26 protein-coding genes are annotated in these 26,698 nt (G+C 34.1%); 15 read left to right on the forward strand and 11 right to left on the reverse strand.

Annotation, left to right across the window (positions count from 1 at the left end):
• Nucleotides 1-7: 7 nt before the first annotated feature.
• The gene (locus AB4J89_RS03880; RefSeq protein ID WP_088495560.1) at nt 8-625 is read right to left on the reverse strand and encodes a TetR/AcrR family transcriptional regulator; all 618 of its coding nucleotides are present in this window, start codon (nt 623-625) and stop codon (nt 8-10) included.
• Nucleotides 626-710: 85 nt separating this feature from the next.
• On the opposite strand from AB4J89_RS03880, the gene AB4J89_RS03885 reads away from it, so the two are divergent.
• The gene (locus tag AB4J89_RS03885) at nt 711-1,469 is read left to right on the forward strand and encodes a DJ-1/PfpI family protein (protein WP_368468155.1); all 759 of its coding nucleotides are present in this window, start codon (nt 711-713) and stop codon (nt 1,467-1,469) included.
• An 81-nt stretch (nt 1,470-1,550) separates the two neighbouring features.
• On the forward strand, nt 1,551-2,150 hold the full coding sequence (locus tag AB4J89_RS03890; RefSeq protein ID WP_368468157.1) for a sugar O-acetyltransferase: 600 nt from the start codon (nt 1,551-1,553) through the stop codon (nt 2,148-2,150).
• Between the two features lie 52 nt (nt 2,151-2,202).
• Here the strand turns inward: AB4J89_RS03890 and AB4J89_RS03895 are convergent, their stop codons facing one another.
• Together AB4J89_RS03895 and AB4J89_RS03900 are read right to left on the reverse strand one after the other, a co-directional pair.
• Entirely contained in the window at nt 2,203-2,970 is a 768-nt protein-coding gene (locus AB4J89_RS03895) for a GNAT family N-acetyltransferase (protein WP_311754832.1), read from the reverse strand.
• A 9-nt stretch (nt 2,971-2,979) separates the two neighbouring features.
• On the reverse strand, nt 2,980-4,092 hold the full coding sequence (locus tag AB4J89_RS03900; RefSeq protein ID WP_349474228.1) for an FAD-dependent oxidoreductase: 1,113 nt from the start codon (nt 4,090-4,092) through the stop codon (nt 2,980-2,982).
• Between the two features lie 548 nt (nt 4,093-4,640).
• Between AB4J89_RS03900 and leuE the strand changes: the two genes are divergently transcribed.
• The gene (gene leuE / locus AB4J89_RS03905; protein WP_088495565.1) at nt 4,641-5,288 is read left to right on the forward strand and encodes a leucine efflux protein LeuE; all 648 of its coding nucleotides are present in this window, start codon (nt 4,641-4,643) and stop codon (nt 5,286-5,288) included.
• A 101-nt stretch (nt 5,289-5,389) separates the two neighbouring features.
• Here leuE and AB4J89_RS03910 read toward each other — a convergent pair whose 3' ends face one another.
• The gene (locus AB4J89_RS03910; protein WP_368468160.1) at nt 5,390-6,412 is read right to left on the reverse strand and encodes a methyltransferase; all 1,023 of its coding nucleotides are present in this window, start codon (nt 6,410-6,412) and stop codon (nt 5,390-5,392) included.
• Between the two features lie 311 nt (nt 6,413-6,723).
• On the opposite strand from AB4J89_RS03910, the gene AB4J89_RS03915 reads away from it, so the two are divergent.
• The 3 genes from AB4J89_RS03915 (at nt 6,724) to yqfB (ending at nt 8,640) form a co-directional block, all read left to right on the forward strand.
• A complete protein-coding gene (locus tag AB4J89_RS03915) occupies nt 6,724-7,332 on the forward strand; it encodes a DNA-3-methyladenine glycosylase (protein ID WP_088495566.1) in 609 nt (202 codons plus the stop codon).
• A gap of 77 nt (nt 7,333-7,409) precedes the next feature.
• On the forward strand, nt 7,410-8,258 hold the full coding sequence (gene ada, locus AB4J89_RS03920; protein ID WP_088495567.1) for a bifunctional DNA-binding transcriptional regulator/O6-methylguanine-DNA methyltransferase Ada: 849 nt from the start codon (nt 7,410-7,412) through the stop codon (nt 8,256-8,258).
• A gap of 61 nt (nt 8,259-8,319) precedes the next feature.
• A complete protein-coding gene (gene yqfB, locus AB4J89_RS03925) occupies nt 8,320-8,640 on the forward strand; it encodes a N(4)-acetylcytidine aminohydrolase (RefSeq protein ID WP_088495568.1) in 321 nt (106 codons plus the stop codon).
• Between the two features lie 57 nt (nt 8,641-8,697).
• Here yqfB and AB4J89_RS03930 read toward each other — a convergent pair whose 3' ends face one another.
• The 3 genes from AB4J89_RS03930 to AB4J89_RS03940 all read right to left on the reverse strand — a co-directional run bounded on the left by AB4J89_RS03930 (nt 8,698) and on the right by AB4J89_RS03940 (nt 12,557).
• A complete protein-coding gene (locus tag AB4J89_RS03930) occupies nt 8,698-10,446 on the reverse strand; it encodes an ABC-F family ATP-binding cassette domain-containing protein (protein ID WP_368468163.1) in 1,749 nt (582 codons plus the stop codon).
• A 372-nt stretch (nt 10,447-10,818) separates the two neighbouring features.
• A complete protein-coding gene (locus AB4J89_RS03935; RefSeq protein WP_088495570.1) occupies nt 10,819-11,994 on the reverse strand; it encodes an MFS transporter in 1,176 nt (391 codons plus the stop codon).
• A gap of 137 nt (nt 11,995-12,131) precedes the next feature.
• Nucleotides 12,132-12,557, reverse strand: a complete 426-nt coding sequence (locus AB4J89_RS03940; RefSeq protein ID WP_088495571.1) for a helix-turn-helix domain-containing protein — start codon at nt 12,555-12,557, stop codon at nt 12,132-12,134.
• A gap of 202 nt (nt 12,558-12,759) precedes the next feature.
• Here AB4J89_RS03940 and ddlA point away from each other — a divergent pair, with 202 nt between their 5' ends.
• Nucleotides 12,760-13,860: a D-alanine--D-alanine ligase gene (gene ddlA / locus AB4J89_RS03945; RefSeq protein ID WP_088495572.1), complete on the forward strand. Its 1,101-nt coding sequence runs from the start codon at nt 12,760-12,762 to the stop codon at nt 13,858-13,860.
• Nucleotides 13,861-13,926: 66 nt separating this feature from the next.
• Here ddlA and AB4J89_RS03950 read toward each other — a convergent pair whose 3' ends face one another.
• On the reverse strand, nt 13,927-14,802 hold the full coding sequence (locus tag AB4J89_RS03950) for a DMT family transporter (protein ID WP_201161578.1): 876 nt from the start codon (nt 14,800-14,802) through the stop codon (nt 13,927-13,929).
• A 166-nt stretch (nt 14,803-14,968) separates the two neighbouring features.
• Between AB4J89_RS03950 and AB4J89_RS03955 the strand changes: the two genes are divergently transcribed.
• Nucleotides 14,969-16,318 (forward strand): PLP-dependent aminotransferase family protein, encoded by a 1,350-nt coding sequence (locus tag AB4J89_RS03955; protein ID WP_368468166.1) that lies wholly within the window; start codon nt 14,969-14,971, stop codon nt 16,316-16,318.
• Between the two features lie 67 nt (nt 16,319-16,385).
• Here the strand turns inward: AB4J89_RS03955 and AB4J89_RS03960 are convergent, their stop codons facing one another.
• Nucleotides 16,386-17,474, reverse strand: a complete 1,089-nt coding sequence (locus AB4J89_RS03960) for a S9 family peptidase (RefSeq protein WP_088495575.1) — start codon at nt 17,472-17,474, stop codon at nt 16,386-16,388.
• A gap of 550 nt (nt 17,475-18,024) precedes the next feature.
• Between AB4J89_RS03960 and AB4J89_RS03965 the strand changes: the two genes are divergently transcribed.
• The 4 genes from AB4J89_RS03965 to AB4J89_RS03980 all read left to right on the forward strand — a co-directional run bounded on the left by AB4J89_RS03965 (nt 18,025) and on the right by AB4J89_RS03980 (nt 21,722).
• The gene (locus tag AB4J89_RS03965; RefSeq protein WP_227719009.1) at nt 18,025-18,402 is read left to right on the forward strand and encodes a lysozyme inhibitor LprI family protein; all 378 of its coding nucleotides are present in this window, start codon (nt 18,025-18,027) and stop codon (nt 18,400-18,402) included.
• A gap of 206 nt (nt 18,403-18,608) precedes the next feature.
• Nucleotides 18,609-19,142: a hypothetical protein gene (locus tag AB4J89_RS03970; RefSeq protein WP_088495577.1), complete on the forward strand. Its 534-nt coding sequence runs from the start codon at nt 18,609-18,611 to the stop codon at nt 19,140-19,142.
• Between the two features lie 217 nt (nt 19,143-19,359).
• Nucleotides 19,360-20,160 (forward strand): MetQ/NlpA family lipoprotein, encoded by an 801-nt coding sequence (locus AB4J89_RS03975; protein WP_088495578.1) that lies wholly within the window; start codon nt 19,360-19,362, stop codon nt 20,158-20,160.
• Nucleotides 20,161-20,438: 278 nt separating this feature from the next.
• Nucleotides 20,439-21,722 carry a cystathionine gamma-synthase family protein gene (locus AB4J89_RS03980; protein ID WP_088495579.1) on the forward strand — a complete coding sequence of 428 codons (1,284 nt, stop codon included), beginning with the start codon at nt 20,439-20,441 and terminating at the stop codon, nt 21,720-21,722.
• 66 nt (nt 21,723-21,788) lie between these two features.
• Here AB4J89_RS03980 and AB4J89_RS03985 read toward each other — a convergent pair whose 3' ends face one another.
• On the reverse strand, nt 21,789-22,346 hold the full coding sequence (locus AB4J89_RS03985) for a GNAT family N-acetyltransferase (protein WP_368468170.1): 558 nt from the start codon (nt 22,344-22,346) through the stop codon (nt 21,789-21,791).
• 285 nt (nt 22,347-22,631) lie between these two features.
• Here AB4J89_RS03985 and AB4J89_RS03990 point away from each other — a divergent pair, with 285 nt between their 5' ends.
• Together AB4J89_RS03990 and AB4J89_RS03995 are read left to right on the forward strand one after the other, a co-directional pair.
• On the forward strand, nt 22,632-23,411 hold the full coding sequence (locus AB4J89_RS03990; protein ID WP_368468173.1) for a helix-turn-helix domain-containing protein: 780 nt from the start codon (nt 22,632-22,634) through the stop codon (nt 23,409-23,411).
• A gap of 132 nt (nt 23,412-23,543) precedes the next feature.
• On the forward strand, nt 23,544-24,080 hold the full coding sequence (locus AB4J89_RS03995; protein ID WP_088495582.1) for a metallophosphoesterase: 537 nt from the start codon (nt 23,544-23,546) through the stop codon (nt 24,078-24,080).
• A 107-nt stretch (nt 24,081-24,187) separates the two neighbouring features.
• Here the strand turns inward: AB4J89_RS03995 and ydeE are convergent, their stop codons facing one another.
• A complete protein-coding gene (ydeE, locus tag AB4J89_RS04000; protein WP_368468176.1) occupies nt 24,188-25,381 on the reverse strand; it encodes an efflux MFS transporter YdeE in 1,194 nt (397 codons plus the stop codon).
• 302 nt (nt 25,382-25,683) lie between these two features.
• On the opposite strand from ydeE, the gene accA reads away from it, so the two are divergent.
• Nucleotides 25,684-26,646 (forward strand): acetyl-CoA carboxylase carboxyl transferase subunit alpha, encoded by a 963-nt coding sequence (accA, locus tag AB4J89_RS04005; protein ID WP_088495584.1) that lies wholly within the window; start codon nt 25,684-25,686, stop codon nt 26,644-26,646.
• Nucleotides 26,647-26,698 lie beyond the last annotated feature (52 nt).

The raw sequence follows: 26,698 nt of genomic DNA on the forward strand, positions 1-26,698 counted from the left end.
CTTTAATCTAATTATTGTCTGATAAGTAAGGTATTAATAAAGTTTGTGAAATATCAGCAAATGGCAGTAACTCATTAACGGAGGCTCCCGCTCTTGCTCTCAAAGAAATTGAATGTAAAAGAGCAACTACACCCAATGCAATGGTGTGTACATCCGTTCCTTTTTTTAATTCACCTGTCTCTAATGCTGCTTGTAAGGCATCTTCAACTTGCTGAGTTTGTGCGTTAATGACTTGATTTAACATCATTCTTATCGCTGGATCTTCAACTTCAGTCACCGCCGTTGAAAGCACCATACAGCCGGTTAATCCTTCGCTATCAGTATAAAAATGGATAGCTGAAATCAGATAACGCTTTACTCTTTCGGTCACTTTATCTTGATCAGATTGTTTCTCAAGTTCATGACGATAACGCGTGGAAGCAATATGATTAAAGCGCTCGATCGCTTTTTCATACAATGCCGCTTTATTACCAAATGCAGCATACAGGCTAGGCTTATTCATTTGCGTTTCAATGACTAAGTCATCCATAGATGTTGCTGTAAATCCTTTACGCCAAAATAATGCCATTATTTTTTCAAGTGCAGCATCACTATCATAGCGGCGAGGACGACCTTTCTTTTGCATTTTGTACCATTTAGTAAGAAATATATTTACTCAGTATAAAACAAATGTCATTATTTTACTAACCAGTACAAAATAGGAAAATAAAATGAATCATAATGAAATGCTGTATGGAAAGAATATGCCTTCAATCATTAAGCTTGTTGAAGAAGGGCGTAAGCAACAAGCCAAACCTCTCAAAGTCGGTATCTTTGTTTGCCCCGGTTTTATGCCTATGGATATTAATGGTGCTCAATCGGTATTTACTATTGCAAGCGCAGAAATCTATTTTATTTGGAAAAAGAAAGAGTTAGTCGAAGGCTATATTGGCTGGCCAACAATGCCAACTATGACTTTTGATGAGTGTCCGAATGATCTTGATGTATTAGTGGTTGGGATGGTGCCACCAGAGATTGTCGAGGATGAAGAGACATTGGCATTCTTCACCAAAATGGGGAATAAAACCCGTTATGTTATTGGTACATGTTATGGCTCTTTAGTTTTGGGTGCGGCTGGATTATTAAAAGGTAAAAGAGCAACCAGTAATTCTAATGTCGTTCCGATGTTACCTGATATGGGTGCCATAGCGGTAGAAGGAAGTGATGTTGTTATTGATGGCAATATTTATACCTCAGGGCCAGCAACTGGCTCATTCGACGCTTCATTATTAGTATTAGAACAATTGTTAGGCACACCTTTTGCTCAATTAGTTGAATTAGCAATTGAGTATGATCCTTGTCCTCCTTTCGGTACAGGTTCACCTACTTTAGCAGGACCTGAAATGACCGCTATTTCACAAAGCTTAACCGCTAATTTAAATGCTCAATTTCATCAAGCCGCACTTAATGGACTTAAAAAACACCGCTAATTTAAGTTAATTAACGTTAGAATAAGGAAATAAATATTGATATTTACCTAAACTGTTTTATTTCAATTTCGGAGTATTACAATGACAGAATACGAAAAAATGGTATCAGGCAATCTTTATCATGCAAGTAAAGATGATAGTTTAGAACCACTTAGAGTAAAAGCGCGTGAAATTATTTATGATTTTAATATGACGCGTCCTTCTGACGTTGAAAAGAGAAAGGCATATTTAAAACAGCTGTTAGGAAAAACAGGCAATAATTTCACTATTGAGCCACCATTTCATTGTGACTATGGCCAGTTAATTGAAATTGGCGAAGCGTTTTACGCTAATTTTAATTTAACGATATTAGATTGTGCATCTGTAAAAATTGGACACAATGTGATGTGTGCGCCTAATGTCAGCATTTTAACTGCAACTCATCCGATTGATCCTGAAATACGCAACAGTGAACTTGAATATGCATTACCTATTACTATCGGCAATTCGGTATGGTTAGGTGCCGGATGTATTATTTTACCTGGTGTAACTATTGGTGATAATTGCGTTATCGGTGCGGGAAGTGTAGTAACAAAATCTATTCCGGCTAATTGCGTTGCTGTTGGCAATCCTTGTCGTGTGTTAAGACAAATTAGCGATAAAGATAAACAAGATGCTGAGAAAAGGCTTAGCCTTTATTAATATAAAAAAATAGGCTCAACAAACATGATTGAGCCTATTCATATAGCTGCTTTTATTCTTTAATAAAGCTGAGATAGTTAAAGAGCGATTTAAAACCAAATTTACGGTATAGCGCTAAACCATCAGCTGATGCATCTAAGAAGCAACGTTCAACGCCTTGTTCACGGCAAAACTCCAAAACGTGCTTAATTAAATGTGTCGCATAACCATTACCTTGATAGGCAATATCTGTCCCAATATCATCAAAACGCGCTAATTTATCGTGTAATGTTAACGTTAATGAAGAAACCGGCTGACCATCAACTAATAACGCGTAATGGAAGATAGCAGCGCCATTATCTAACGCTTTCTGGTGATAACGAATATACTCATTAACAATCGTATCATCACTATCATCTCCCACTGGGAATGCCGTTTTTAATGGATGAGCCCACTGTTCAAGGTTGTGATTGGTTAAAATAATATCGCAAGGATTATTTTTATAAGAAGGGAATACCGCTTCTGATAATGTTAAATACATTGCGGTTGTCATACCATCACCAGTATAACCTGCATTTTTTATTATCACTTCAAATTCAGGTAGTAATGATTCTGGTAATACCAAAATATGATCTTTTTTCTGCGATGTAAAAAGGGTACTGGCTTGCTGGAATGAGCTTTCTGTTGCGCCTTGGCGTAAATAAATAAAGTTAAAAATGGCAGCATCCATTGGTGTCATAAAGCAGTGAGTATGATCACCAATACGAATATTATTTTCACAAATTTCTGACCAAAAGGCTTTTTCTACTATTTTAAATTCTTTATACAGTTGTGCATCCATAATGGTTCTCTAGCTGAATCGTGATACGCGGTAAGGCGTTAATAGAGGTTCCGCTTTTTTGTAAATAAGTTCTTGTGCAACTAATTCACATAATAAAGGTGACAACGTCACGGCAGCGTGCATAGTAACAAGATATAATCCCTGATAAGGAGATATTTCTCCAATAATTGGCATTTCATCTTTAGGCATAGGTCTTTCACCAACAGCGACCTGTTTTATTGTTAGTTTACCTGTTTGTGTAAAATTATCATAAAAAGTCGCTTGTGCATGGCATGCAATACGCTCAGGGTGATGTTCATCACTATTATCAATGTAATCTTCAGCTGCAATAATCTCATTTTGAGCAAAGTGGCGTAACTCCATCTCTGGTGTGGAGATAATGCAAGGTAAAAAAGGGCGTTCTGCATCCGTCATTAATTTGAGTAAAATACTTGGCGATGAATATAACGGTAAATCAATACCTTTTTCAGATAACAACGCTAAAGCACCAACACCCGCTGTTAAAATAACATGGTCAGCATGCATTTTAGCTTTCGTTGTTTCTACGCCGATAATGCGATCTCCATCTTCTAATAAGTGAATAACTTCGGTATTAGCGTAGTATTTCACACCCATCTCTTGAGCTTGTTGTAATAACACTTTAATGACGAGAAGAGGATCAACAGCACCTTCATCACTCGCAAATGCAGCTAATTCAGGTGCTTGAGATAATTGAGGTACTTTATGAAGTAATTGTTCTTTATTTAATGCTTGAACATTAAAACCCGCTTGATGATGTGATTGAATAAATTGAGCAGTTTCTTTATCAGATGACATCCAACTTATAGCACCAGACCAATCAATATTCAGTTGTCCTTGTGTCTTTTTATCCAACTCTCGCCAACAATGAATAGCCTTAGCCCGTAATTGCTGATAAGCATCAGGACGACCGTAAGAGACATTTAGCCAAGCAAACGAGGCACTTGTTGCTCCTAGCCCAGCATTCGCTTTATCTAATAAGATAATCTGCATGTTACTCATTTTCGCAAGATACCAAGCTTGCATGACACCAACAATACCAGCACCAACAATAATAATTTTCTGTTGCGATTTTTGAGGTAACGATGAGGTATTTAAATCCATTTTATTCTCTTAAACTGTAATCAGGAGTAAGGGTGCTTCTTATGCTAAAAATAAAAAACAATATAGAATAATGGTTTTAGTAAATATAATCTTTTTTATCCTCTCGCTTTTCGTGCTAATTAACTTACTAAATATGAATAAAAAGACTTATTTTTCATGAAATTAATAAATGAGACTGTTTTAATTTTAAAAGTAACATATCGCTCAAGATCACAAAAAGAATAATGAGCCATAACACAAAACAAACAATAGGCTATTACATCTGAATTTAAACTATAATGCAGTTTATAATTCTATAAACAATGGCTTTAAGTAGACGTTAAGTCTGTGTAATTTTTAATTTCAGCATCATACTATAACGCACGTTTAAACTGGTTTTTTAATCCAAAATACAACACAAAAAAAGACTTACAAACTGCTTTTATCACCCAAAAGCAGAATAATTAACTTATCTTTTGCTAGTATAAAGATTATTGTTTTACAAAAAAATTATTGTGGATATGATAGCTCACATATTCAGCATGTTATTTTTTTAAAAAAGGCGTCGTATGTTAGAAAGTATCGGTATTTCAAATATTTGGACATACCTTTTAGGCGTTATTTTTATTACTTTAGTACCAGGTCCAAACTCGATTTTCGTCCTTACTTCCAGTGCGAAGCATGGCGTAAAAGGGGGGTATAAAGCCGCTCTTGGTGTTTTTACGGGTGATGCATTATTAATCTTTTTGGCATTTTTGGGGGTTGCTTCATTAGTCAAGACTTCACCCGTCTTCTTTATTGTCATTAAATATGCTGGTGCTCTTTATTTAACCTATTTAGGGCTGAAAACGTTATATACAACGTTCCAAAAGAAAAAAGAGACTCCAGAGCAAGTATCTGAAGTAACAATAAAAGCAAAAGATGGTCTTTATGTTAAGGCGTTATTTTTGAGTATGCTTAACCCAAAAATGATCATTTTTTATGTTTCTTTCTTCATTCAGTTTATCGATCCTAAATATGAAAATGCAGGTGTTCCATTCTTTGTATTAGGTGCGATTTTAGAAACATGCAGTATGCTTTATTTATCAGTTCTTATTTTTGGCGGTGTTGCTATTACCAATAAAGTAAAACATAACAAACGATTAGCTTCATTATCAAATAGTTGTATTGGTGCAGTGTTCTTACTTTTTGGTGCTAAACTGGCATTAACTGCATAATTTTTATCTAAACTAAAAAGCCACTTTTGTGAACCGGGGTCAGTTCATTGAAAGTGGCTTTTTTTTTGCGACAAATAAATGGCTATCTCTATCCCAATAGATTATTTAATAACAATTTCTAATATTGAGTTGTAGGTTTCTGTTTTAATCACTTTATTAATTTTTAAATCCGCTTGATCTAATAATTTAATAAACTCTTCTTCAGTACGCTCCCCTGATTCAGGGAATGCACACATACAGAGGAGATCCATATATTTAGCCATATCAGGTACATTCTTTTTAAAAATAACCGGCTCAATAACAAGTATTTTTGAATTAGGTTTCATTGCGTTGCGGAAGTTTTTAAAAATTTTAATAACACTTTCATCATCCCAATCATGGATAATATATTTAATCAAATAAATATCAGATTCGGGATACTCTCCAAATAAATCTCCTGATACTAAATTCCAGCGACTGTTATCATTTAATTCAGTCAACAACGTTCTTTCCAACACATGAGGCCTATCGAATAATTGTCCCTTTAAAGTCGGATTTTCTTTTAATACATTTAATAATAATCCACCTAATCCACCGGCAATATCTGTAATAGTTACATTTTCAGGGAATTCATAATGTTTAATAATAAAATAATTTTCTATCCTTGAAAGTGAGCTCATACCTGATTGAAAATCATGATCTTTTCTTACATTATCTTGCCAGTATTGATAAAAACTTATGCCATAAAGATTTTCAAAGGCAGGATTTCCTCGCACAGATTCAGTGATATCACCGACAGGTCCCCACAGTGTCTCATTTGTCAGCATTAAAATGGCATCACGTAAGCTATATTCGTGATCACTTAATAAAAAAGCGCCCATAGGAGTAAGTGAATAACTTTGATTTTCTAATTCATAAAATATTTTCTCAGAGGCTAACATTCTTAATATTCTATTTAATGCAGATGGTGACGAATTTGTTTTTTCTGCTAATTCATCAATACTTTTAGAGCCATTTTTTAATAAATCCGCGATATTTAATTTGACTGTAACTCTTAATGCGGCTGGAATAGTAAAGCTCATTGCTTTCTTCATTACTGCCAGCGCGTCAGCTTTATTTTGTAAATTAAGTGTATAATTTTTCATATTAAATCCTGTAATTACAGAATAACTAAGAATTGACCTAAGTAAAAAATCAAATAAAGTATAGGTGGTAATTTCAATTTAGTATTTTTATATTTCGATAACATTTATTATTAAATATAAAATTATAATTTTTAAATGTGATGATGTTTTTAATTGACTAATTTTTGCTAAAAAAATTAATTAATCTTTTTTGCTAAATATTACCTATGATAAAAAATAGAAAGTTCAGAAAAAAGCAAGAAATGGAGTGCATAGTACGCTTATTTTCACGTTATACTGACATAAATATTCTATTTAAATTAAGTTAACTTATGCACTTTCAGTATGGCGAAACAGAGATAAACACATTAAAGAAACGCGATAAGCGCTTAGCTGAACTTATTGAAAGAATGGGAGAAATCAAACGCCCATTAACACCCGATCTATTTACAGCATTAGTTAAAAACATTATTGAGCAACAAATTTCGGTTTCTGCTGCCATAACCGTTAATCAACGGTTGCTCAAATTATGTGAAGGTATTTACACACCAGAACGCATTGCAAAACTATCAGAGCAAGAGATACAGCAGTGTGGTATGACAATGCGTAAAGCCGGTTATATTATCGGTATTGCTGAAGCCGTCATTTCAGGAAAATTAAATTTAAATAAAATCCCTGATATGACAGATAAAGAGGTTATTGATACTTTAATTCAATTAAAAGGTATTGGGGTTTGGACTGCCGAAATGTTATTAATTTCTTCGCTTAATCGCCCAGATATTTTAAGTTGGGGAGATTTGGCTATTCAACGCGGGATTATGCGTCTTTATCGTCATAAAACATTAGATAAAGCACGCTTTGATCGTTACCGCAAACGCTATTCACCCTATGGTTCTACGGCATCGCTTTATTTATGGGCATTATCTAAAGAGCCAGAATAATTGAGCAATAAACGGAGTTCTTTGTTCATTATGTCTGCCGATAATAGCCATAATCCCGCATTTAAAGGACTACCATAATGGAAAATAAACATAATCAACTTATTGAGCAAGCCTGCCGTTTTATTGAAAAAAATAACGGTGACGTGTCGCTTACCTGCATTGCAGAGCATGTTATGGCAAGTCCATATCATTTCCATCGTTTATTTAAATCAACGATGGGGATCACGCCAAAAGATTACGCTAATGCTTATCGCCAAAAATTAATAAAAAAAGCATTGGTTCAAGATGGCAGTATTACAGATGCGATTTATCAATCAGGCTTCAATGCTAATAGCCGTTTCTATGAAAATGCAACAGCAATATTAGGAATGACACCAACAAATTGGCGTACAGGTGGTAAGAATATTGCTATCTTTTTTGCTATTGCTCAGTGCTCCTTGGGAAGTATTCTTGTGGCGCAAAGTGAAAAGGGGATTTGCGCCATTATGTTAGGGGATGATGCTGAGCTGTTATTAGAAGATTTGCAAAAACAATTTCCTCTGGCTGAATTAATTGGCGCAAATGAAGAATTTGAGCAAGTCATAGCACAAGTCATCGGCTTTATTGAATTACCCAAACAACCCTTATCTTTACCTCTTGATATCCAAGGTACCGTATTTCAACAAAAAGTTTGGCAGGCATTATTAGATATTCCTTTTGGAAGTACAATGACTTACCAAGAGATTGCCGATAAAATTGGAGCCCCCAAGGCATATCGGGCCGTTGCTAATGCCTGTGCAGCTAATAAGCTTGCAGTTGCTATTCCATGCCATCGTGTTATTAGACAAAATGGTGAATTATCAGGTTATCGTTGGGGGATTGAACGTAAGGCTAGATTGCTTCAGACTGAGGCATTAAATAACTCACCAACGGACAAAAAAGAATAAAATATAGTTATTGCATGATAAGATAATCAGCAAGTTATCAATAAATTTATGAGTCAATATTATGTCAGCAATACCAACAGAAATTACTTTTTTTGAACGTTTAATTCCTTCTATTCTTGAAGAAAAAAAAGTGATTACTATCCGTGATGAAAGTGAAAGTGATTACAAACCGGGAAGCATTGTTGAATTATTTGCTAATGAACATCGTACTCATTATGGAAAATTGAAAATTATAGCAGTATCGCCTTTACGTTATGACGATATCAATGAGTATCATGCACAGCAAGAAGGTATGACACTCCCCGTTCTGAAAGCACTAATCAGAGAGATTTACCCGACAACGCAATCTTTATATCTGATTGAATATCAGTTGGTAAAATAAGAACAAATAAAAAGGATCACATTGTGATCCTTTTACTTAAACAAAATCTTATCTATCTTAAATTAACTTAAGTGATTGCTTTAGCTGGTTAATCTCTAATTTCCATTGAGCCTGTAAAGCAGGTTTTTGATGATGAGTTTTACGCGCCAAATCAGCTTCTAATTTCTCTTCTAGTTCAATTAGCTTAAAGAGTTTTTCATCATCATCATGATGTAAAATCAATGGAGCTGATGGGATATCATGCAACTGATTAAGTTTATCCATTAGCAAAGCTTCTGGCATTTCTTCTTCTGAAATAAGCTGGTAAATGGCTTCAATATCATGATGTTCTGTTAAAACACCGTTATGAATATACCAAAAACGATTACAGCTATTTTCAATCAACTCCCTATCATGGCTAACTAATAAAACACCACCAGGAAATTGGCTAATCTGCTCAGCTAATGCCTTTTTACCTTCCATATCAATATGGTTTGTAGGTTCATCCAACATTAATAAAGAATAGTTTGCTAAACTCAAACCAACGAATAATAAACGCGCCCGTTCACCACCGCTTAAAGTACTCACTTTCTGTCCATGACGTGTATAAACAAAGCCAGCACTAATAAGTGCCATTTTTCTCTGTTCATCCGTTAATGGTGCAAACGGTTTTAATGCATCAGAAAGGGTATCATTATCAATTAATTGTGCAATTTTTTGATCGTAATAACCCAATTCAACTCGAGGGTGTAGCTTTATTGCATTTTGTTCACTTATTTCAGCTAAACTTAGTGACCAAATCATCTTTAATAATGATGATTTGCCTGTTCCATTAGCACCAATTATTGCTACTCGATCACCACTTTTTATACGCTGATTTTCAACGGTGTATAAAACAGGTGCATTTTCAGCAGGAATAACAGCGAGTTGATTTAATTCGCAGAGTCTATCAGCTCGTAATGTTGTGCCAGAAAACTGCAATACCCATTGATTTCCAGCCGTCACTTCAGTTTGTTCATCTTTTAAACGAACGATATGTTTTTCCATTTGTTTGGCTTTACGAGATAAATTCTCGTTATCATAAACATGCCCCCATATTGCGAGTTGTTTCGCACTTTGGGCTATTCTATCTATCTCTTTTTGTTGCGCATCATGACGATGTTGTGCACTGATATCTTGCTCTTCTTGTGCGACTCGAGCTTGAGAGCAGGGTAACCGAAAGATAGATAGCGATTTATCACGAATGATCCATGTACAATTCGTCACGTTGTCTAATAACGTATTATCATGTGAAACCAGAATGAAGCTACCTCGCCACTGTTTTAAAAATGTTTCCAACCATAAAATAGTAGGCAAATCGAGGTGGTTACTTGGTTCATCAAGTAATAATAAATCAGGTTCAATAATTAACGCTCTCGCTAATAATAAACGAGTGTGTTGACCACCGCTTAATTGCGAAACAAGTAGATCTTTTTCGTGAAGTTTAAATCCCATTTCACTTAGCAATAACTCGGCTCGCCAACCTTCAGATAATCTGTATTCTTCAGGTAATTTATGAAGTACAGCATCCATTAAAGTCATTGACTGTAATTCAGTAGGTAAGTGCTGTTCTATATATGCCATAACCGTTTGATTAGCGACAGAAATAGCACCTGAACTTGGTGATAACTGATGTGACAGTAATTTTAATAATGTACTTTTTCCACAACCGTTATAACCAATTAAACCAATCTTCTCACCTTTAATCAGTGCTAAAGAAATATCGTTTAATAATAAACCGTGATTATTATGGAAAGATAGATTTTGTGTAGATAATAATGTGCTCATAGCTTACTCATTTTTAGGCATAACAACGCCTTGGGTAATATCAAGCGATAACCCTGTAAGCTGAGGAGAGGTAATAGTTAACGTCGCTCAGGCAGGTTAACGCAGTAAAATACTGTGAGAGCCTGAGCTGTGGCGATTACCAAAGAAGTGTGAGTATTCAATAAGATCACACAAAAACATAATTAGCCTCCTTCATCTAAGTTTAAAAGTTAATCGGTAATGTAATTCTATCAAGATAGATTTCCGATATGCAATCCTGTAAGAAAAACAAAAGGTGTCATTTTGTGTGAAAGCCCGCTATTTAAGTGGGCTTAAGATAATTATGACCAAATAAAGAACACATTTCATTTGTCATCAATCTATAAGATTGCTCTATTGTGCCGAAACAGGTAAATGCTTCCGGAGTTTAATTGCTGTCAACAACACCCCCGTTGCAACAGCAATGCCAACAATATTAGTGCTTTGCCAACCGATTAAATAGAAAGCAATACCACCTGTAATACTTCCTAATGCCCCTAAGAAGAAAATCAAAAAGTCATTCGTACCTTGTACTTTTGCTCGCTCATGAGATAAATATGTTTTAGATAGCAAATGTGTAGAGCTAATTAAATTCAAATTCCATGAAATACCAATTAAAACAAAGCTAATAAGATAATGATAAAAGCTGTTACCTTGTAAATTAATACTTAATGCAATGATTAATAAGAGTATTGCTGTGAAAAAGAAGATTTTAATTCCAAAACGATGAATAAGTTGCCCAGTAATAAAAGAGGGTACGAACATACCCAAAATATGACATTGGAATACAAAAGCAATTGTGGCAAATTCAAAACCATTTTGCTTCATAGAAAGTGGAATGGCACCAACCATATACACAACAACTCCATAGCCTAATGCGCTAACAATAGTCACTAAAAACAATAATGGTTGGCTATATAATTGATGATAACTTCTTGGTTTTTCATCAAGTTCAGTTTTTGCTTTTACACTCTTTTTCAGTGGGATTTTTAACAGTAATCCAAACGCTAAAATATAAATAACACTCAGTGCTGTAAATGGCCCAATAAACGGATAATCTGTAAAAAATTGGCGGGTTGCAACGGCTAGAGTTGGTCCGATAATAGCCGCGACAATACCACCACTCATAACTAAGCCAATAGCTTTTGCATGCATATTAACAGGGGTTTCTTCAAGCGCAGCAAAACGATATTGTTGTGCTGTACCAATAGCAATTCCCGTAAAATAAGTACCAAAAGAAAACAGCACTAAATTATGATAATAGATACCTGCAATAGATAATAATGCTCCAATTAACCCACCGATATTACCAATAATAAAACCAGCTTTACGTGAGTATTTCATCATAAAGTGAGCCATTGGAATGGTTGCTGAAATTATTCCAATATATTGGCTTAATAAGGGAACTGTTGAATAAATAGGATCTTTGGCTAATTGTTCACCGACAAGAACAGCAACAGAAAGTACTAATGCATTTCCTGTTGTGAAAAGAGCCAAAGAAAATGCCAGCCACCATACTGATTTAGGCATAGAGATCTCCACTGATGCGATAACTAGATTAAAGAGATACGCATCTTACAACTTGAAGTTAACTTCAAGTCAAGAGAGAAATAAAGGTAATGCAACTGATTAATATTTAATAAGTTATTATAGAAGAGGAATGATTATTATTTTTTATTTGTTCTTTTTTTCAAGCTTAAGGCTAAGATCTTTTGGAAGCGACTGCATTGAAAGTGATTCTCTTCGGGGCATACTTGAATATGTTCTAACCCCTTTTTAAGACGTTTAAGTTCATTGATTTTATTATCAATTTCTTCAATTTTCAGATGAACAATATTTCTATCTATTGTTGGTATCCTTTGGTTGGCGCTAAGTTGGGCTATTTCATCTAAAGAAAAGTGGGCTTGTTGTGCTAAAGAAATTAATGCCAAACGACTCAGAACATCGCGATGATATACACGCTTAATTCCTTTACGTCCTATCGAATTAATAAGTCCTTTTTTCTCATAATAACGGATTGCAGAAGAGGCAATACCTGTTGCTTTTACGACCTCAGTAATATCCATTTCAATCGGTTGTTTTACATCAGTCATGGTGTCTACCTTATACCAATAGAATTGTTGTCGTAATTGAGTCGTTATATCTTGAAATAGTGACGTTTTAACACTCTAAATCATAGAATTTCATCATTTTATCGTAATTTTTCGCAGATAAGAACTATCTACCTACATTGGGGGTTTTTATCATGATATATTGCTACCTATTCGCTATAGCTGTCCTATAAAAGGTTAGAAAATGAGTAAATTAAGAGTCGCTATTATTTTTGGTGGTAAATCCACAGAACATCAAGTTTCATTACAGTCAGCAAAAAACATTATTAATGAATTAGATCGAACGAAATTCGACCTTTGCTTAATCGGTATTAATGAACAGGGTCAGTGGCATGAATATTCAGAAACTGACTATTTACTAAATAGCGATAATCCTAAAACTATTTCATTAAGCAAACCTTTAAGAGCGGTTGCTATTATTCCTGGTAGTGTAAAAGGCCAATTTATTTCACTTGAAGATGGCCAAGCATTACCTCAAATCGATGTTGTATTCCCAATTGTTCATGGTGCGTACGGTGAAGATGGTACACTCCAAGGCTTATTACACATGATTGATATGCCTTATGTAGGGCCAAATATCATGAGTTCAGCAGCTTGTATGGACAAAGATATTACTAAACGTCTACTTGATGGTGCAGGGTTAGCTATTGCGCCATTTATTACTATTATGGCGCATCAAATTAACGACATTCCTTATAACGAAATGGTTCGTCAATTAGGACTTCCTTTATTTATTAAGCCAGCAAACTTAGGTTCTTCTGTAGGAATTAGCAAAGTTAATAATGAAGAAGAATTTAACGCGGCATTAGAAATGGCATTTGAATACGATCTTAAAGTGATTGTTGAAAGTGCGATTGTAGGTCGTGAAATAGAGTGCGCTGTTTTAGGTAATGAGGCTCCAGAAGTTAGCCCTTGTGGTGAAATCGTATTAAACGATGCTTTCTATGCCTATAACACAAAATATATTGATGAAGATGGTGCCAAAGTCATTGTTCCAGCAGTAATGGATGAAAACACGAGTCTACATATTCGCCAAGTTGCTTTAAAAGCATACCGTGTTCTTAATTGCTTAGGTATGGCTCGCGTAGATGTGTTCTTAACACAAGACAATCGTGTTGTGATTAATGAAATAAACACACTACCTGGTTTTACCAATATCAGTATGTATCCAAAATTATGGCAAAGTGCAGGTTTAGGCTATCAATCATTAATTACTAAATTAATTGAGTTAGCGCTAGATCACCATAGAAAAACAGCAGTTTTAAAAACGAAGTGTGAGCTTTAATTAAAATAAAAACACGCTAAATATGGTTATTTAGCGTGTTTTTTAGTTTTAACTGTTTGATTTTAATTAGGCATATTTTCGTGAACCAGCAACACAAAAAATAACGCCAATGGTTACTAACAACATCAATAAATTGACTGATTCATGAAGTAATACAGCAGCCAAACCTAATCCAAAGAAGGGTTGTAATAATTGGAGTTGTCCCACTGCTGCGATCCCACCTTGTGATAATCCTTTGTACCAAAATATAAAGCCAATCAACATACTAAAAATCGAAACATAACCTAGGCCCACCCATGCTGATACACTAATTGTCGTAAGCTCTTCAGGCATAAGAATAAAGCTAAGAATAAGCATTGGAGGTAAAGATACAATTAATGCCCAACAAATAACCTGCCAGCCGCCTAATGCTTTTGTTAATGTCGCACCTTCGGCATAACCTAAGCCACAAACAATCACTGACGCTATCATTAATAAATCTGCGCTGATTGATGATGCTCCACCTTGAGAAATGGCATAACCCATCACCAATAAACTACCAATAATAGAAAAAAGCCAGAAAATAAGGCGAGGCTTTTCACCACCACGTATTACTGCAAAAATTGCCGTAGATAACGGTAATAAAGCTAAAAAAACAAGGGAGTGTGCTGAAGTTATTTCTTGTAGTGCAATAGCTGTTAATAATGGAAAGCCAACGACAACACCTAATGAGACAACGGTTAATGAAACCCACTGTCTAAATGTAGGTAGTTTTTCTTTATATAGCAGTAACATTGCTAAAGATAATAATCCTGCAATCGTTGCTCTCGCCGCAGTTAAAAATAAAGGATCAAAACCTAATACAGCTGCTTTTGTTGCGGGTAAAGATCCACTAAAAATCAACATACCTATAAATCCATTTACCCAGCCATTTGTTCGCTCTTTTTGATTAATTTGCTGCATACGATTTTCCATTTTTATTATGATAAATTTTAATAAAAAACAATTAATTACAGTTTTCGCAATAGCAACAGATATATAAAAACCTATTTATATAAAACTTGTATCTACGATGTAACTTGCCGAGCTCCATCTTATGGAACACAATTATGACAATCAAATAATTGTCATGGATACAATCTCAATGGTTCAACCTCGTTATAAATCTTTAGTTGATAAATTGGCGAACGAGATCCGTATAGGAAAATTACTACCGGGTACACGTTTACCAACACATCGACATTTAGCCACAGAGCATAAAATGTCTCTCGCAACGGCAAGTCGTGTATACGCTGAGTTAGAAAGTATGGGTTTGATCATTGGTGAAACGGGAAGAGGGACTTTTGTTCGTGAGTTGTCGCTTCCGATAAATCATGGAATAGAAAATCCTACGGCAGCAGATATGTTGGATCTTAATTTCAATTATCCCTCATTGCCTATTCAAGCTGAATTATTGCGTACCGAGCTAAAAAGATTAGCAACATCAGGTGAAATTGAATCATTACTTCGCTATCAGCCACACAGTGGCAAATTACACGATAAAATAGTGATTTCTCAATATCTTAAAAATAAAGAAATCACGGTTGAACCTGAAAATATTATTATTACTAACGGCGCACAACAAGGTATTGCGATTACATTATTAAGTACTTTTAAACCGGGGGATGTTGTTGCAGTAGATGCATTAAGTTATCCCGGATTTAAATTAGCAGCACTCGCTCATCATTTGGAAATATTACCTATTCCCATAACACCGTCGGGAACAGATTTAGATAAACTGGAAGATCTATGTAAAAAAAGGGCAATACGCGCACTTTATTGCATTCCTACACTTCATAATCCAATGGGATGGGTATTAACACTAAAACAGCGACAACAATTAATTGCTTTGGCGAGAAAATACCATTTTATGATAATTGAAGACGCGACCTATGCTTTTTTAGTTAAAAAAGCACCACCTGCAATTGTTGCCTTAGCACCAGATATTACATTTTACATTTCAGGATTTTCTAAAAATATAGCATCCGGGTTAAGAGTCGGTTTTATTGTTGCTCCAACAAATACTATTTCATCTTTAGAGAGATCAATGAGAGTGACGACATGGAATACACCTGCATTGATGACTTCAATTGTCTGCCAATGGGTGAAAGAGGGAGTTGTTGATAAGCTAGAATGTTTATTACGTAAAGATGCACAGCAACGACAAAAAATAGTGAGTGAAATATTTGAAGGGCTTTCTTATATTCATCATCCAACTTCCTATTTTTTATGGATCTCTTTACCTGAAGATGTTAGAGCGGATAAAATCGTAGCTTCATTACATCAATTACAAATATCTGTTGCGACCGCTGAGCCTTATGCCACAACAACCAATATTCCTCATGCAATTCGTATTGCATTAGCTTCAATTGATATTAACTTATTGCGTGATGCATTAAAGAAAATTCGAGAGATTATTGAATATCAAATTGATTTATAATGCAATTTTCAAATTTCTCACACTTTAACGCCTAAAGAGTTGTTCTCATTTAGGCATTATCTACATTTCATTTTAAATTTGTATCGATACTTTCACATTTAAAATCAACATAATGAGAAGATATTATCCCATCTTCAGTGATCCACGATGTTAAGTAATTTAAAGCATCTGAGGAATAGCTATCTCGCCCTTGATAAATAAAAAGCATCTGTTTCCACCAAGGCCATTGATTCTCTAATTGATAGTTAAAAAAAGGTGCTTTTAATAAGCCATGAGAGGCATTAGGGAATAGGGTGACTGTTTTATCTACATGATTTCCTAATAAGGTTTTATATAAACATGCATTTTTTGGTGCATCTACATTAAGATCTAACTCACCAAACATAGCCAGTACTCGTCCATTCATATCAGGTAAATCTTTAGATGAATCACTTAAATAGTTTTGAATAACAAAATAGAAGCGATCATCAGACATATCTTCCTGCGTTGAAATATCATGACTACCATTAACACCAAATACACGATCATCTTGTTGTAGTTGCTCTGATACTCTTCGAGTAATTTCCTTATCACCAATATTGTCGGCTTTTAAACGTACTTGGTGATAATAAGCACCTTGAGCTCGCCAATTTACAGCGCCACCGATAATAACGGAAAAATCAGGTTTAGAATGCGTAGCTGCAATAGGGATAACCCATCCAGCCTGTGAAAATCCTAAATAACCAATTTTAATATCTGTATTTATAAATTTGTCTTGAATAACCTGTAAGGCTATTTGTGCTTCATCTGCTCTATCTTGCATAGATTGAAGCAACCAATTTCCTTGGCTTTCGCCCACACCAGCTTTATCCCATGTATACACACCAATACCAGCATCCAACAAGCTATTAATTAATGGCAAATATCCACTGTTAGAAAAGCGATCTTGAGCGCCATCGCCATGAACAAAAATAGCGACAGCTTTTATGTTGTTCTGATCCGGTAAAATTAAGGTTCCAGATAAAGTATCTGTTTTAGAAACAAAATTAATCGGTGTTATCACTGATGCATGATCATCCAATTCAAAATCAGAATACTGACCACAACTAATGATAATCACAAAAATAAGTGTAATAAGCCCTGAATAAAACCAAATTGATTTGAAACCTTTTTTCATAGCTTGAAAAATCCACGATGGGTACAGACCCGTGAGTATTATAAATAAACCATTTATGACCACATTTATATAATATGTACTAATTAGACTATTTAGTCTAATTAATTTAAGTGATTTTATTAAAATTCACTTAAATAGAAACTGGTAAGATGAGTTGCTTATTAAAGTAAAATTAATTAGATATTTTTAATAATACTGTTTCAGTACGAAAAAAATAAACAAGAGAATTTGACTATTATTTTGCTTAATTTTTTTGTAAATGGCATTTATTGTTAAAGAAAAAAGATATTGAGTTATCATTTTTTTAAATTTGTATTAAATAAATATTTTCTTTAAATGAAATATCAGTACAATTACTCAAGGTTAAATGTTGTTATCTAAATTTAATTATCTAAAATAGAATGCTTTTGTGTTGTTTTCACGTAATTGTCATATAAGAAATATTGCTAAACTGATAAAGAAATTACTTTGTTTTTATCTTTTAAATTAAGTGGTAAAGGAATGAAGTAAATATCTTTAGCGATATTTTTAATCAAAAATGGACGGTGTGATGAAAAAACTTATCTTATTCGGTGCGATATCTGGCGGTATACTATTTTGGTCTATACATTTACAAGCAGATAATTTTGATTGTCGAAATGCGGCGACTCAAACTGAAATTAATCAATGTGTATATCAAGATTTTCAGCAAAAAGATGAAGAACTTAACCGTATTTATCAGCAATATTATGCCAAATTAGATGGTGGTCGAAAAGATCAACTTAAGCAAGCACAGTTGGTTTGGATTAATTTTAGAGATCTCTCTTGCCAATATGAAGCAGACTATTATCAAGGTGGTAGTTTGGCACCAATGGTATATAGCAGTTGCTTAAAAGATAAAACAAAAGAAAGAATTAGCGATCTTAAAAATTATATTGCTCTATATTAAAGCTAAATATTAAATCTAAAAAATATAAATATTAAAAATATATTCTTTTTATAATAATCAAATAAGTATAGTTATTAGCATGAAAATAATTTATAGATGATACAATTGTAAATTTTGTATTATTTTGAAACATAAAATGCCTTGACTAATCAATGCTACAAAGTAGTCTGATGCACAAGTAATAAGCAAAAAAAGAAATGAATACAATGAATAAGATATTAAAAATTGGGCTAGGATTACTTTTTTTATCGCTACCATTTGCTTCAGCATCAGCAGATATTAAACTCGAATATGGAGTAAATCTTATCGATTTTAATGGTGATGGTGTTCCTGATGTCGTTGTTAAGTCTATACGACCATTAAACGATTCAACATCTGTTGATATGACAACTGTTTATATCAAAGGAAGTGATCAAAAGGTTTATATTGTTCCGTCCATATATGCTAACGCTTTGAGTCTTTATAACAATAAGATTAAAGGTACAGATATCACCATCTCTGATTTCAAATTCATTGAGAGAAAAGACCACGTTGTTTTGTTAAGTGCAGAAAAAGTAGGAAACAACTTACAAAAACTCACACCAATTCGTTTCTCCAGTTATTCTATTTTAGAAAATAAGAGAGGTGATGAAATTCAGTTTAAATGGCAATTTAATAACTATTGTGTAACTGAATCATCCTACCTTAGCGTTGAAGATGCGTATTCTGATAATTGCATAAACACAATTGTTAATGAATAAATCTACAATTAAATAACAAACACATCATAATATGATGTGTCATTTTTTTGTTTTATAAAACAATGTATTGTAAAAATATAAACAATATTCTTTTCTTTATATGCATTGGGTACTTGTATCATTTCTTGTTCCTTGTTATTAATCTACTGTTAGGATATTTCTTAATCAAAATGATTTTTATGGCGCTGTTTTATCGAAGTCTGTTTAAGAGGGAGATATGAAGGAAATTATTACAGGTTTACTTCTAGCCTCAATATCACTATTTACTGTATCTTGCTCACAAGAAGATACACATAGAGTAAAAGTGGCAATTAATACAGGGCCTGATCAAGTGATTTGGGATGAAGTTATTCGTTTAGCGAAATTAACTGAAGGGTTAGATGTTGAGATTGTTGCTTTCAATGATTATGTTCAGCCTAATAAGGCATTGAACGATAAAGAAGTTGATGCGAATGCGTTTCAATCCATTCCTTATCTTCAATCTCAAATGAAAGAGCATGGCTACCAATTTCATATTGCCAGTAAAACGTATATCTTTCCTTTAGCCGCATACTCTAAAAAAATTAGCGATATAAATGAATTAAAGCCTGGTGATGTCGTTGCAATTTCAAATGAAGTTAGTATGAAAGGGCGTGCACTTTTATTACTAGCAGAAAATCATCTTATTACTCTTAGCGATAATGTTGGTTTCACACCAACAGTAGACGATATTATCTATAATCCAAAAGAAATTACTTTTGTTGAAGTCGATACACCTAAGCTCACTGAAGCATTAAATGATCCAAGTGTCACAATGGCTATAATCAACAATAACTTTTCATCTCAAGTGGGACTAATTGCGACTCGTGACGGGTTGATCTTAGAAAATAAAAACTCACCTTATGCTAATGTTATCGTTACGCGTGAAGATAACAAAAATGATGAAAATATAAAAAAGCTGATTTCAGTTCTGCATTCAAGACAAATAGAGTTAAAATTCAAAGAAATGTATAAAGGTGATGCAGTCAGAGCTTGGTAATATTCCTTAACTTAAAGGTAAAAAGAGACATTTATTCTTTTTATCTTTAAGTTCATCCTGTTTTTTCCTTTTTTAACTAGAATAATCAACTTTTATTTAGTCAAATTACCTTGATTAAATACTGCTCAATTAATAGAACTTTTTATTTAAAGTTATTTTTATACTTGAATTCATTATGTTTATATAACTACTGGTTTTTATTCTATATAAAACATTCTAACAACATGAATTTTTTTCAGTATGATAAAGATCCTTCATTAAACATAAGAAATAAAAAAATGACTGACTCTCAACTGAAAAAACAATATATCGGCGAGCATAAACTATCCCCAGAAACACTAATGATGAGTTATGGCTATGATCCATTACTCTCTGAAGGTTCAGTTAAACCACCTGTATTTTTAACATCTACCTTTATTTTTAAAAGCGCTGAAGAGGGTAAAGCCTTTTTTGATACCGTAAGTGGTAGAAAACCTTTGCCTGAAGGCGAAAAAGCAGGTTTGGTTTATTCTCGCTTTAATCAGCCTAATAGTGAAATTGTTGAAGACAGACTAGCTGTTTATGAAAATACACAATCTTGCGTATTATTTTCGTCAGGAATGTCCGCAATCACAACAACATTAATGGCATTAACACAGCCTGGTGATGTTATTTTGCACTCACAGCCACTTTATGGCGGAACCGAGACTTTAATAGCCAAAACACTGGCTAAATTTGGTATTCAAGCAACACCATTTACTGATGGACTTAACCTTTCACTTATTCAAGAACAAGCAGATAACGCCCGTCAAAAAGGGCGTGTGTCCGTTATTTTTGCAGAAACTCCTGCAAACCCAACTAATTCCTTAGTAGATATTGAAGCATTAAAAAACGTTGCTGATCAATTAGAAAAAACACAAGGCTATCGTCCTATTATCGTTTGTGATAACACATTGCTTGGTCCTGTATATCAGCATCCAATAGAACAAGGCGCTGATATTTCAGTTTACTCTTTAACTAAATATGTGGGTGGACATTCAGATTTAGTTGCAGGTGCTGCAATGGGCTCTCGTGAACTTATTAATCAAATCAGATTATTAAGAGGAGCAATAGGGACACAACTTGATCCACATTCTTGCTGGATGCTAGGTCGCTCTTTAGAAACGTTACAAATTAGAATGGAAAAAGCCAATCAGAATGCGTTATTAGTTGCAGAATTTCTGCGTGACCATGAAAAAGTAAAAGCAATTCACTATTTACCTTTTGCGGATAAAAATTCTGTTGAAGCTCAGGTTTTTGCCAAACAATGCACAGGTGCAGGCTCCACTTTTTCTTTTGATATTGTGGGCGGAGAAAGTGAAGCTTTCCGTTTTCTTAATGCAATGAAAATTTTTAAACTTGCAGTAAGTCTGGGGGGAACAGAATCTCTAGCTTGCCATCCGGGTTCAACAACGCATTCAGGTGTACCAATGACATTACGACATAGCATTGGTATTCAAGACACGACAATTCGTTTATCTATTGGTATCGAAAATCCACAAGATTTAATTGCTGATTTATCCCAAGCATTAGCAAGTGCTTAATTAAATAGTCGTATTAATATTAAAAAACACCAGATAATGTGAATTTCACAGTCTGGTGTTTTTGTTTTAATAGGTCTGTTTTTGGATCTCAACCCATTCATCTTTAGTTAAGCGGCAAATATTTTCAACTTTCACTTCATCTAAAAATTCTGCGTATTGCTCTTCAATAACGTGATGAAATTTAAATCCACATTTTTCTTGTGCTTTTTGAGATTTCTCATTATCAGCGAAGTAACCACACCATAAATTATCTAATTCCAGTGTTTCAAAACTATGCCGACTAATTTCTTTTACAGCTTCAGGTATTAAACCTTTACCCCAAAATGGAACACCAATCCAATAAGAGACTTCAGCATCATTATCTCCAATTGGGAAATTACTCTCATTTGCGAAAGATAATCCAACCAAACCAATAGCTTGATCATCATTAATTAGCGTAACGGCGTAAACTTCGTCGCGCATAAATATAGTACGAATAATTTCGGCACTTTCTTCAACACTTTTATGTACAGGCCAACCTGCAATTGGACCAACACGTTCATCTTTTGCATATTGATACAAACTTGACGCATCAGAACGTTTCCAAGGGCGCAATACAAGTCTTTCTGTTTTTAATGTTTTCATTTCAATAACTTCTCTTAATTTTTAAATATTCTGCAATTTATCTTATGTCTTTAAGATGTGTGTATTTTAAAGAAAAGAAATAAAGAACCGAATGTCATAAAAGAGGTAAAATCGGTACTTTTGACAACTAAACAAAAGGAAATGGTTGTTATTAAGTTCAATATCGTCAAATATAAAAACAGAAAAATACTAGAGAATAATTAAAAGGGGTATTTGATTATGTTGAGTCAAGTGTTGTCACAACTTAATGCGTCATCACAACATGCCATGATAGGTGAAAGTAATATGACGAATGAAACCGGTTACCCTCTACCACTCTCCTATATTGTGGTTATGATTTGTTTAGAAGGCAGAGCAATAATTAATATAGGTTTTCAAAAGCAAGCGTTAAAAGCGAATGATATTCTTATATTAGGCGATGATATGATGACAGTTTTGAGTCAGAAATCGGCAAACTTTCGCTTATTTTATTGTTTTCTCGATAAATCTTTTGCCTCAGAAATTGCTTATTCTCTTTCTAATACTTTATTTGCTTTTCTCCATGAAAATCCTGTTTGCCACCCAGAAAAAGAGCAATATGAAGCCTTAAATAGATGGACTCAACAACTAAAATATATAGATAACAGTTATTCTGAACACAGAAAATTGATGTTAAAAAATCACTTACAAAATCTCTTTTTTGCTATTACTGAATCAATACCCACACATTTTTCTATCGCAAAAAAAGAATTCAGCCGTAAAGAAAAGCTTTGTTGGCAATTTTGGGAATTGATTGGAAAACATTGTTTAGAGCATAGAGAGGTGGCTTTTTATGCAAATAAGCTTAATATCACACCGTTTTATTTATCACAAATAACAAAGCAATTTTTTAATGATGCACCTAAGACCTTGATTAATCGTCAAGTTACCCTTGAAATAAAAGCATTATTAATGCACACTTCGCTTTCGGTAAATGAGTTATCAATAAAACTTCATTTTGATGATCCCTCTTATTTATGCCGATACTTTAAAAGAGAAACAGGTAATTCTTTATCTGGTTACCGCAAACAACATCAACGACAATAAAACAGATGATATTGTGCTTATTGTTTAATATTTAACTAAAGGAGGAAATTATTTTGAAAAAATATCACTATACAGACCGAGGGAAAATATTTTCTTAAGGTTAAGGTTTTTATTACTTATTAAGAATTTACTATGATTTATTTTACTTCTGATACACATTTTTGCCATTCAAACATCCTCAATCTTTGTGATCGTCCATTCAATAGTGTTAGCCATATGAATGATACTTTAATTCATAATTGGAATGCTTACGTCTCTGATAATGACGAAATCTACATTTTAGGTGATTTTCTTTATCGAGGAACAGGGCGAGATGCTAATCAAATCTTGCGCCGATTAAGGGGTAAAAAGTACCTTATCCGCGGAAATCACGACAAATTTCTAGACGATCCTGAATTTGATGCATCTGTTTTTGAATGGGTAAAAGATTATTTTGAGTTGGATTATAAAAAAAGAAAAATTGTGATGTTTCATTACCCTATATTGGAATGGGCAGGTTTTTTCCGTGATTCTATTCATTTATATGGCCATGTTCATAATTCACAAAAAGATCCCTCTCAACGTAAACGTTTAGATGTTTTAGGAAAAAACGCAATTAATGTCGGTGTCGATGTGAATGACTTTTTCCCCATTAGCATTGAAACCATACTAAAAAGAACATCTAAATAACCTTATTAATTAGCAGTAGCGAACTACTCGCAAAAGAATTCCATATAAAAAAGACATCCATTGGATGTCTTTTTTGTTTATGTTAATTAGTCACCAAAATTACAGTGCTATATTACAGTGCTACGGCTCTTTTTTTGACTTACATTCATTCCTTGGATCATACAAAACCAAGCAAGACCGCAAATTACCATTAAAATCGCAAATAAAGAAATAGGAGGGAATGAAGTCAGAATAAAACCACTGGCTAATGGGTTAAGTGCTGCACCTAACCAACCTAATGACTGAGCCGAAAAATAACTTGCTTTCATCCCTAACGGTGCAATGTTATCAATCATCATATACTCACCAGGTGCATAAATTAATTCACCCAAGGTAAATACAGCGATAGCTAATGCCCAAAAGATTAAATTGTTGCCTGCAAACATAAAACCAAGTAAGCCCATCATAAAAAATAGCGTACCAAGCGTCATTAATTTACGTAGTCTTTCGGCTGTAACATGTTTACCGACAATATATTGTAGAGAGACGACAATGGCAGCGTTTACAGGTAATACAACCGCAATAACCGACTCTGCTAATTTTGCATCGTAAACCACTAAAATATATTGCGAAATACATGACGCAAAAGAGCCAAATGTTAATGTACCGAAAAAAGTCGAGAGCACAAACCAACTTAATGCTCTGTCTTTTAGCATTATTTTCGGTTCCCATTTCACACTATTTTCTTCACCAACATTTATTGCTTTAGAACGCTGAACAAATAACTGGATCATAAAAAGTGGGATACTGGCAGAAATAGCAGCAAGCCAGAAGGGTAATTGAGTTCCGTACATTAATAATAAGGTGCCAATAGGCGGACCAACCGTCCACCCCATATTAATAAAGGTATAGTTTAGAGAGAATATTTTAGGTTTCGCTGAAACCGATAAAGTTTCAGAAAAATAGGCCTTTAACACAGTTGAAAATACTAAATAAGAGCAGTTAATCACCGAGAAAAAGATAACCACTAAAACAGTGCTATGAACCATTGGTATTGCGGCAAAACCAAAGATAAACGTTATAATAGATAGTAGCATATAACGTTTTTTCTCAAATTTATCAGCAAGCATCCCAAAGCCCAGGCTGAAAAAAATACCCGTCGTTAATGCAATAGACATAGCAATGCCAATATCATCAACCGGTAATTGATACTCCCGCGATAAATAGATCGCCATAAACGGTAATGTTGCACCTCTTCCTATCGTAAGAAGAAGTGATGAAAATAGCAGTGCAGTTGTTGATCGTGTTTTTTTTGAGAACATATTATTTTTTTCTAATTATTTGTATTTTATGGAGTGTTTTATTATTCGCGCGATTTTTACGGGTGAAAAAAGAACAAATTCGCACTGTATATTAATACATGACTTAGTAATTTCTGTATAGCTTAAAGTCAGAGAAAAAGCTCTTTTTGAGCTTGTATTTTTTCTTACTGATCTCGTTGTAATGTTTAATTATCCCATTTTTGATAATAGTATTTATCAAATTTATCTCTATCACCACCTTCTTATTTTTTCTAGACTGAATCAATAACTGTTTTATTTACTGCACTAAATCTGAGGTCGTTATGTCTTTTATTCATCTTGAATTTGAAAAACCTATTGTTGAATTAGACGAAAAAATAGATGCATTGCTTACCTTTAAGCAATCTCAAGATGAACCAACAGGTATTAATTTAGATGAAGAGATTGCACGTTTAAGGCAGAAAAGCCTTTCGCTGACAAAATCTATTTTTACTGATTTAGGTGCTTGGGAAATTGTGCAACTCGCTCGTCATCCTATGCGCCCATATACCCTTGACTATCTTAAAGCGATTTTTACTGATTTTCAGGAATTGGCGGGTGATAGAGCTTATGCTGATGATAAAGCGATTGTTGCAGGTTTAGCGCGTTTAGACAAAATGCCAGTCATGGTGATCGGGCAACAAAAAGGTCGTGATACAAAAGAGAAAATTCTTCGCAATTTTGGTATGCCATCACCAGAAGGTTACAGAAAAGCATTACGTTTAATGAAAATGGCAGAGCGCTTTCATCTACCTGTCATTATTTTTATTGATTCTGCGGGCGCTTATCCTGGTGTCGGTGCTGAAGAGCGCGGACAAGCAGAAGCTATTGCTCGTAACATTCTTGAAATGTCGCGATTAAAAACACCGATTATTTGCACTATTACGGGTGAAGGATTCTCTGGCGGTGCGTTAGCAATTGGTGTTGGTGATAAAGTTAATATGTTGCAATACAGTACTTATGCGGCAATTTCACCAGAAGGGTGTGCTTCTATTTTATGGAAAAGTTCTGATAAAGCGCCAATTGCGGCAGAAACTATGGGAATGACCGCACCTAAATTACAAGCATTAGGTATTATCGATGCCATTATTCCCGAACCATTAGGTGGAGCCCATCGTGATCACCAACAAGCTGCAGAATTTCTTAAGCAACAGTTATTAACTGATTTAGCATTATTAAAAAGCTACTCAACCGAAGAACTTTTAGATAAACGTTATCAAAAACTCATGTCTCATGGTTACTGTTAATTATTAACGAGAGAAAAGAGAATGAATGATACACTGCCTATCTTGAATAATA

It is taken from the genome of Proteus sp. STS61-E, from assembly GCF_040932335.1.
Taxonomy (GTDB): Bacteria; Pseudomonadota; Gammaproteobacteria; order Enterobacterales; family Enterobacteriaceae; genus Proteus; species Proteus mirabilis_B.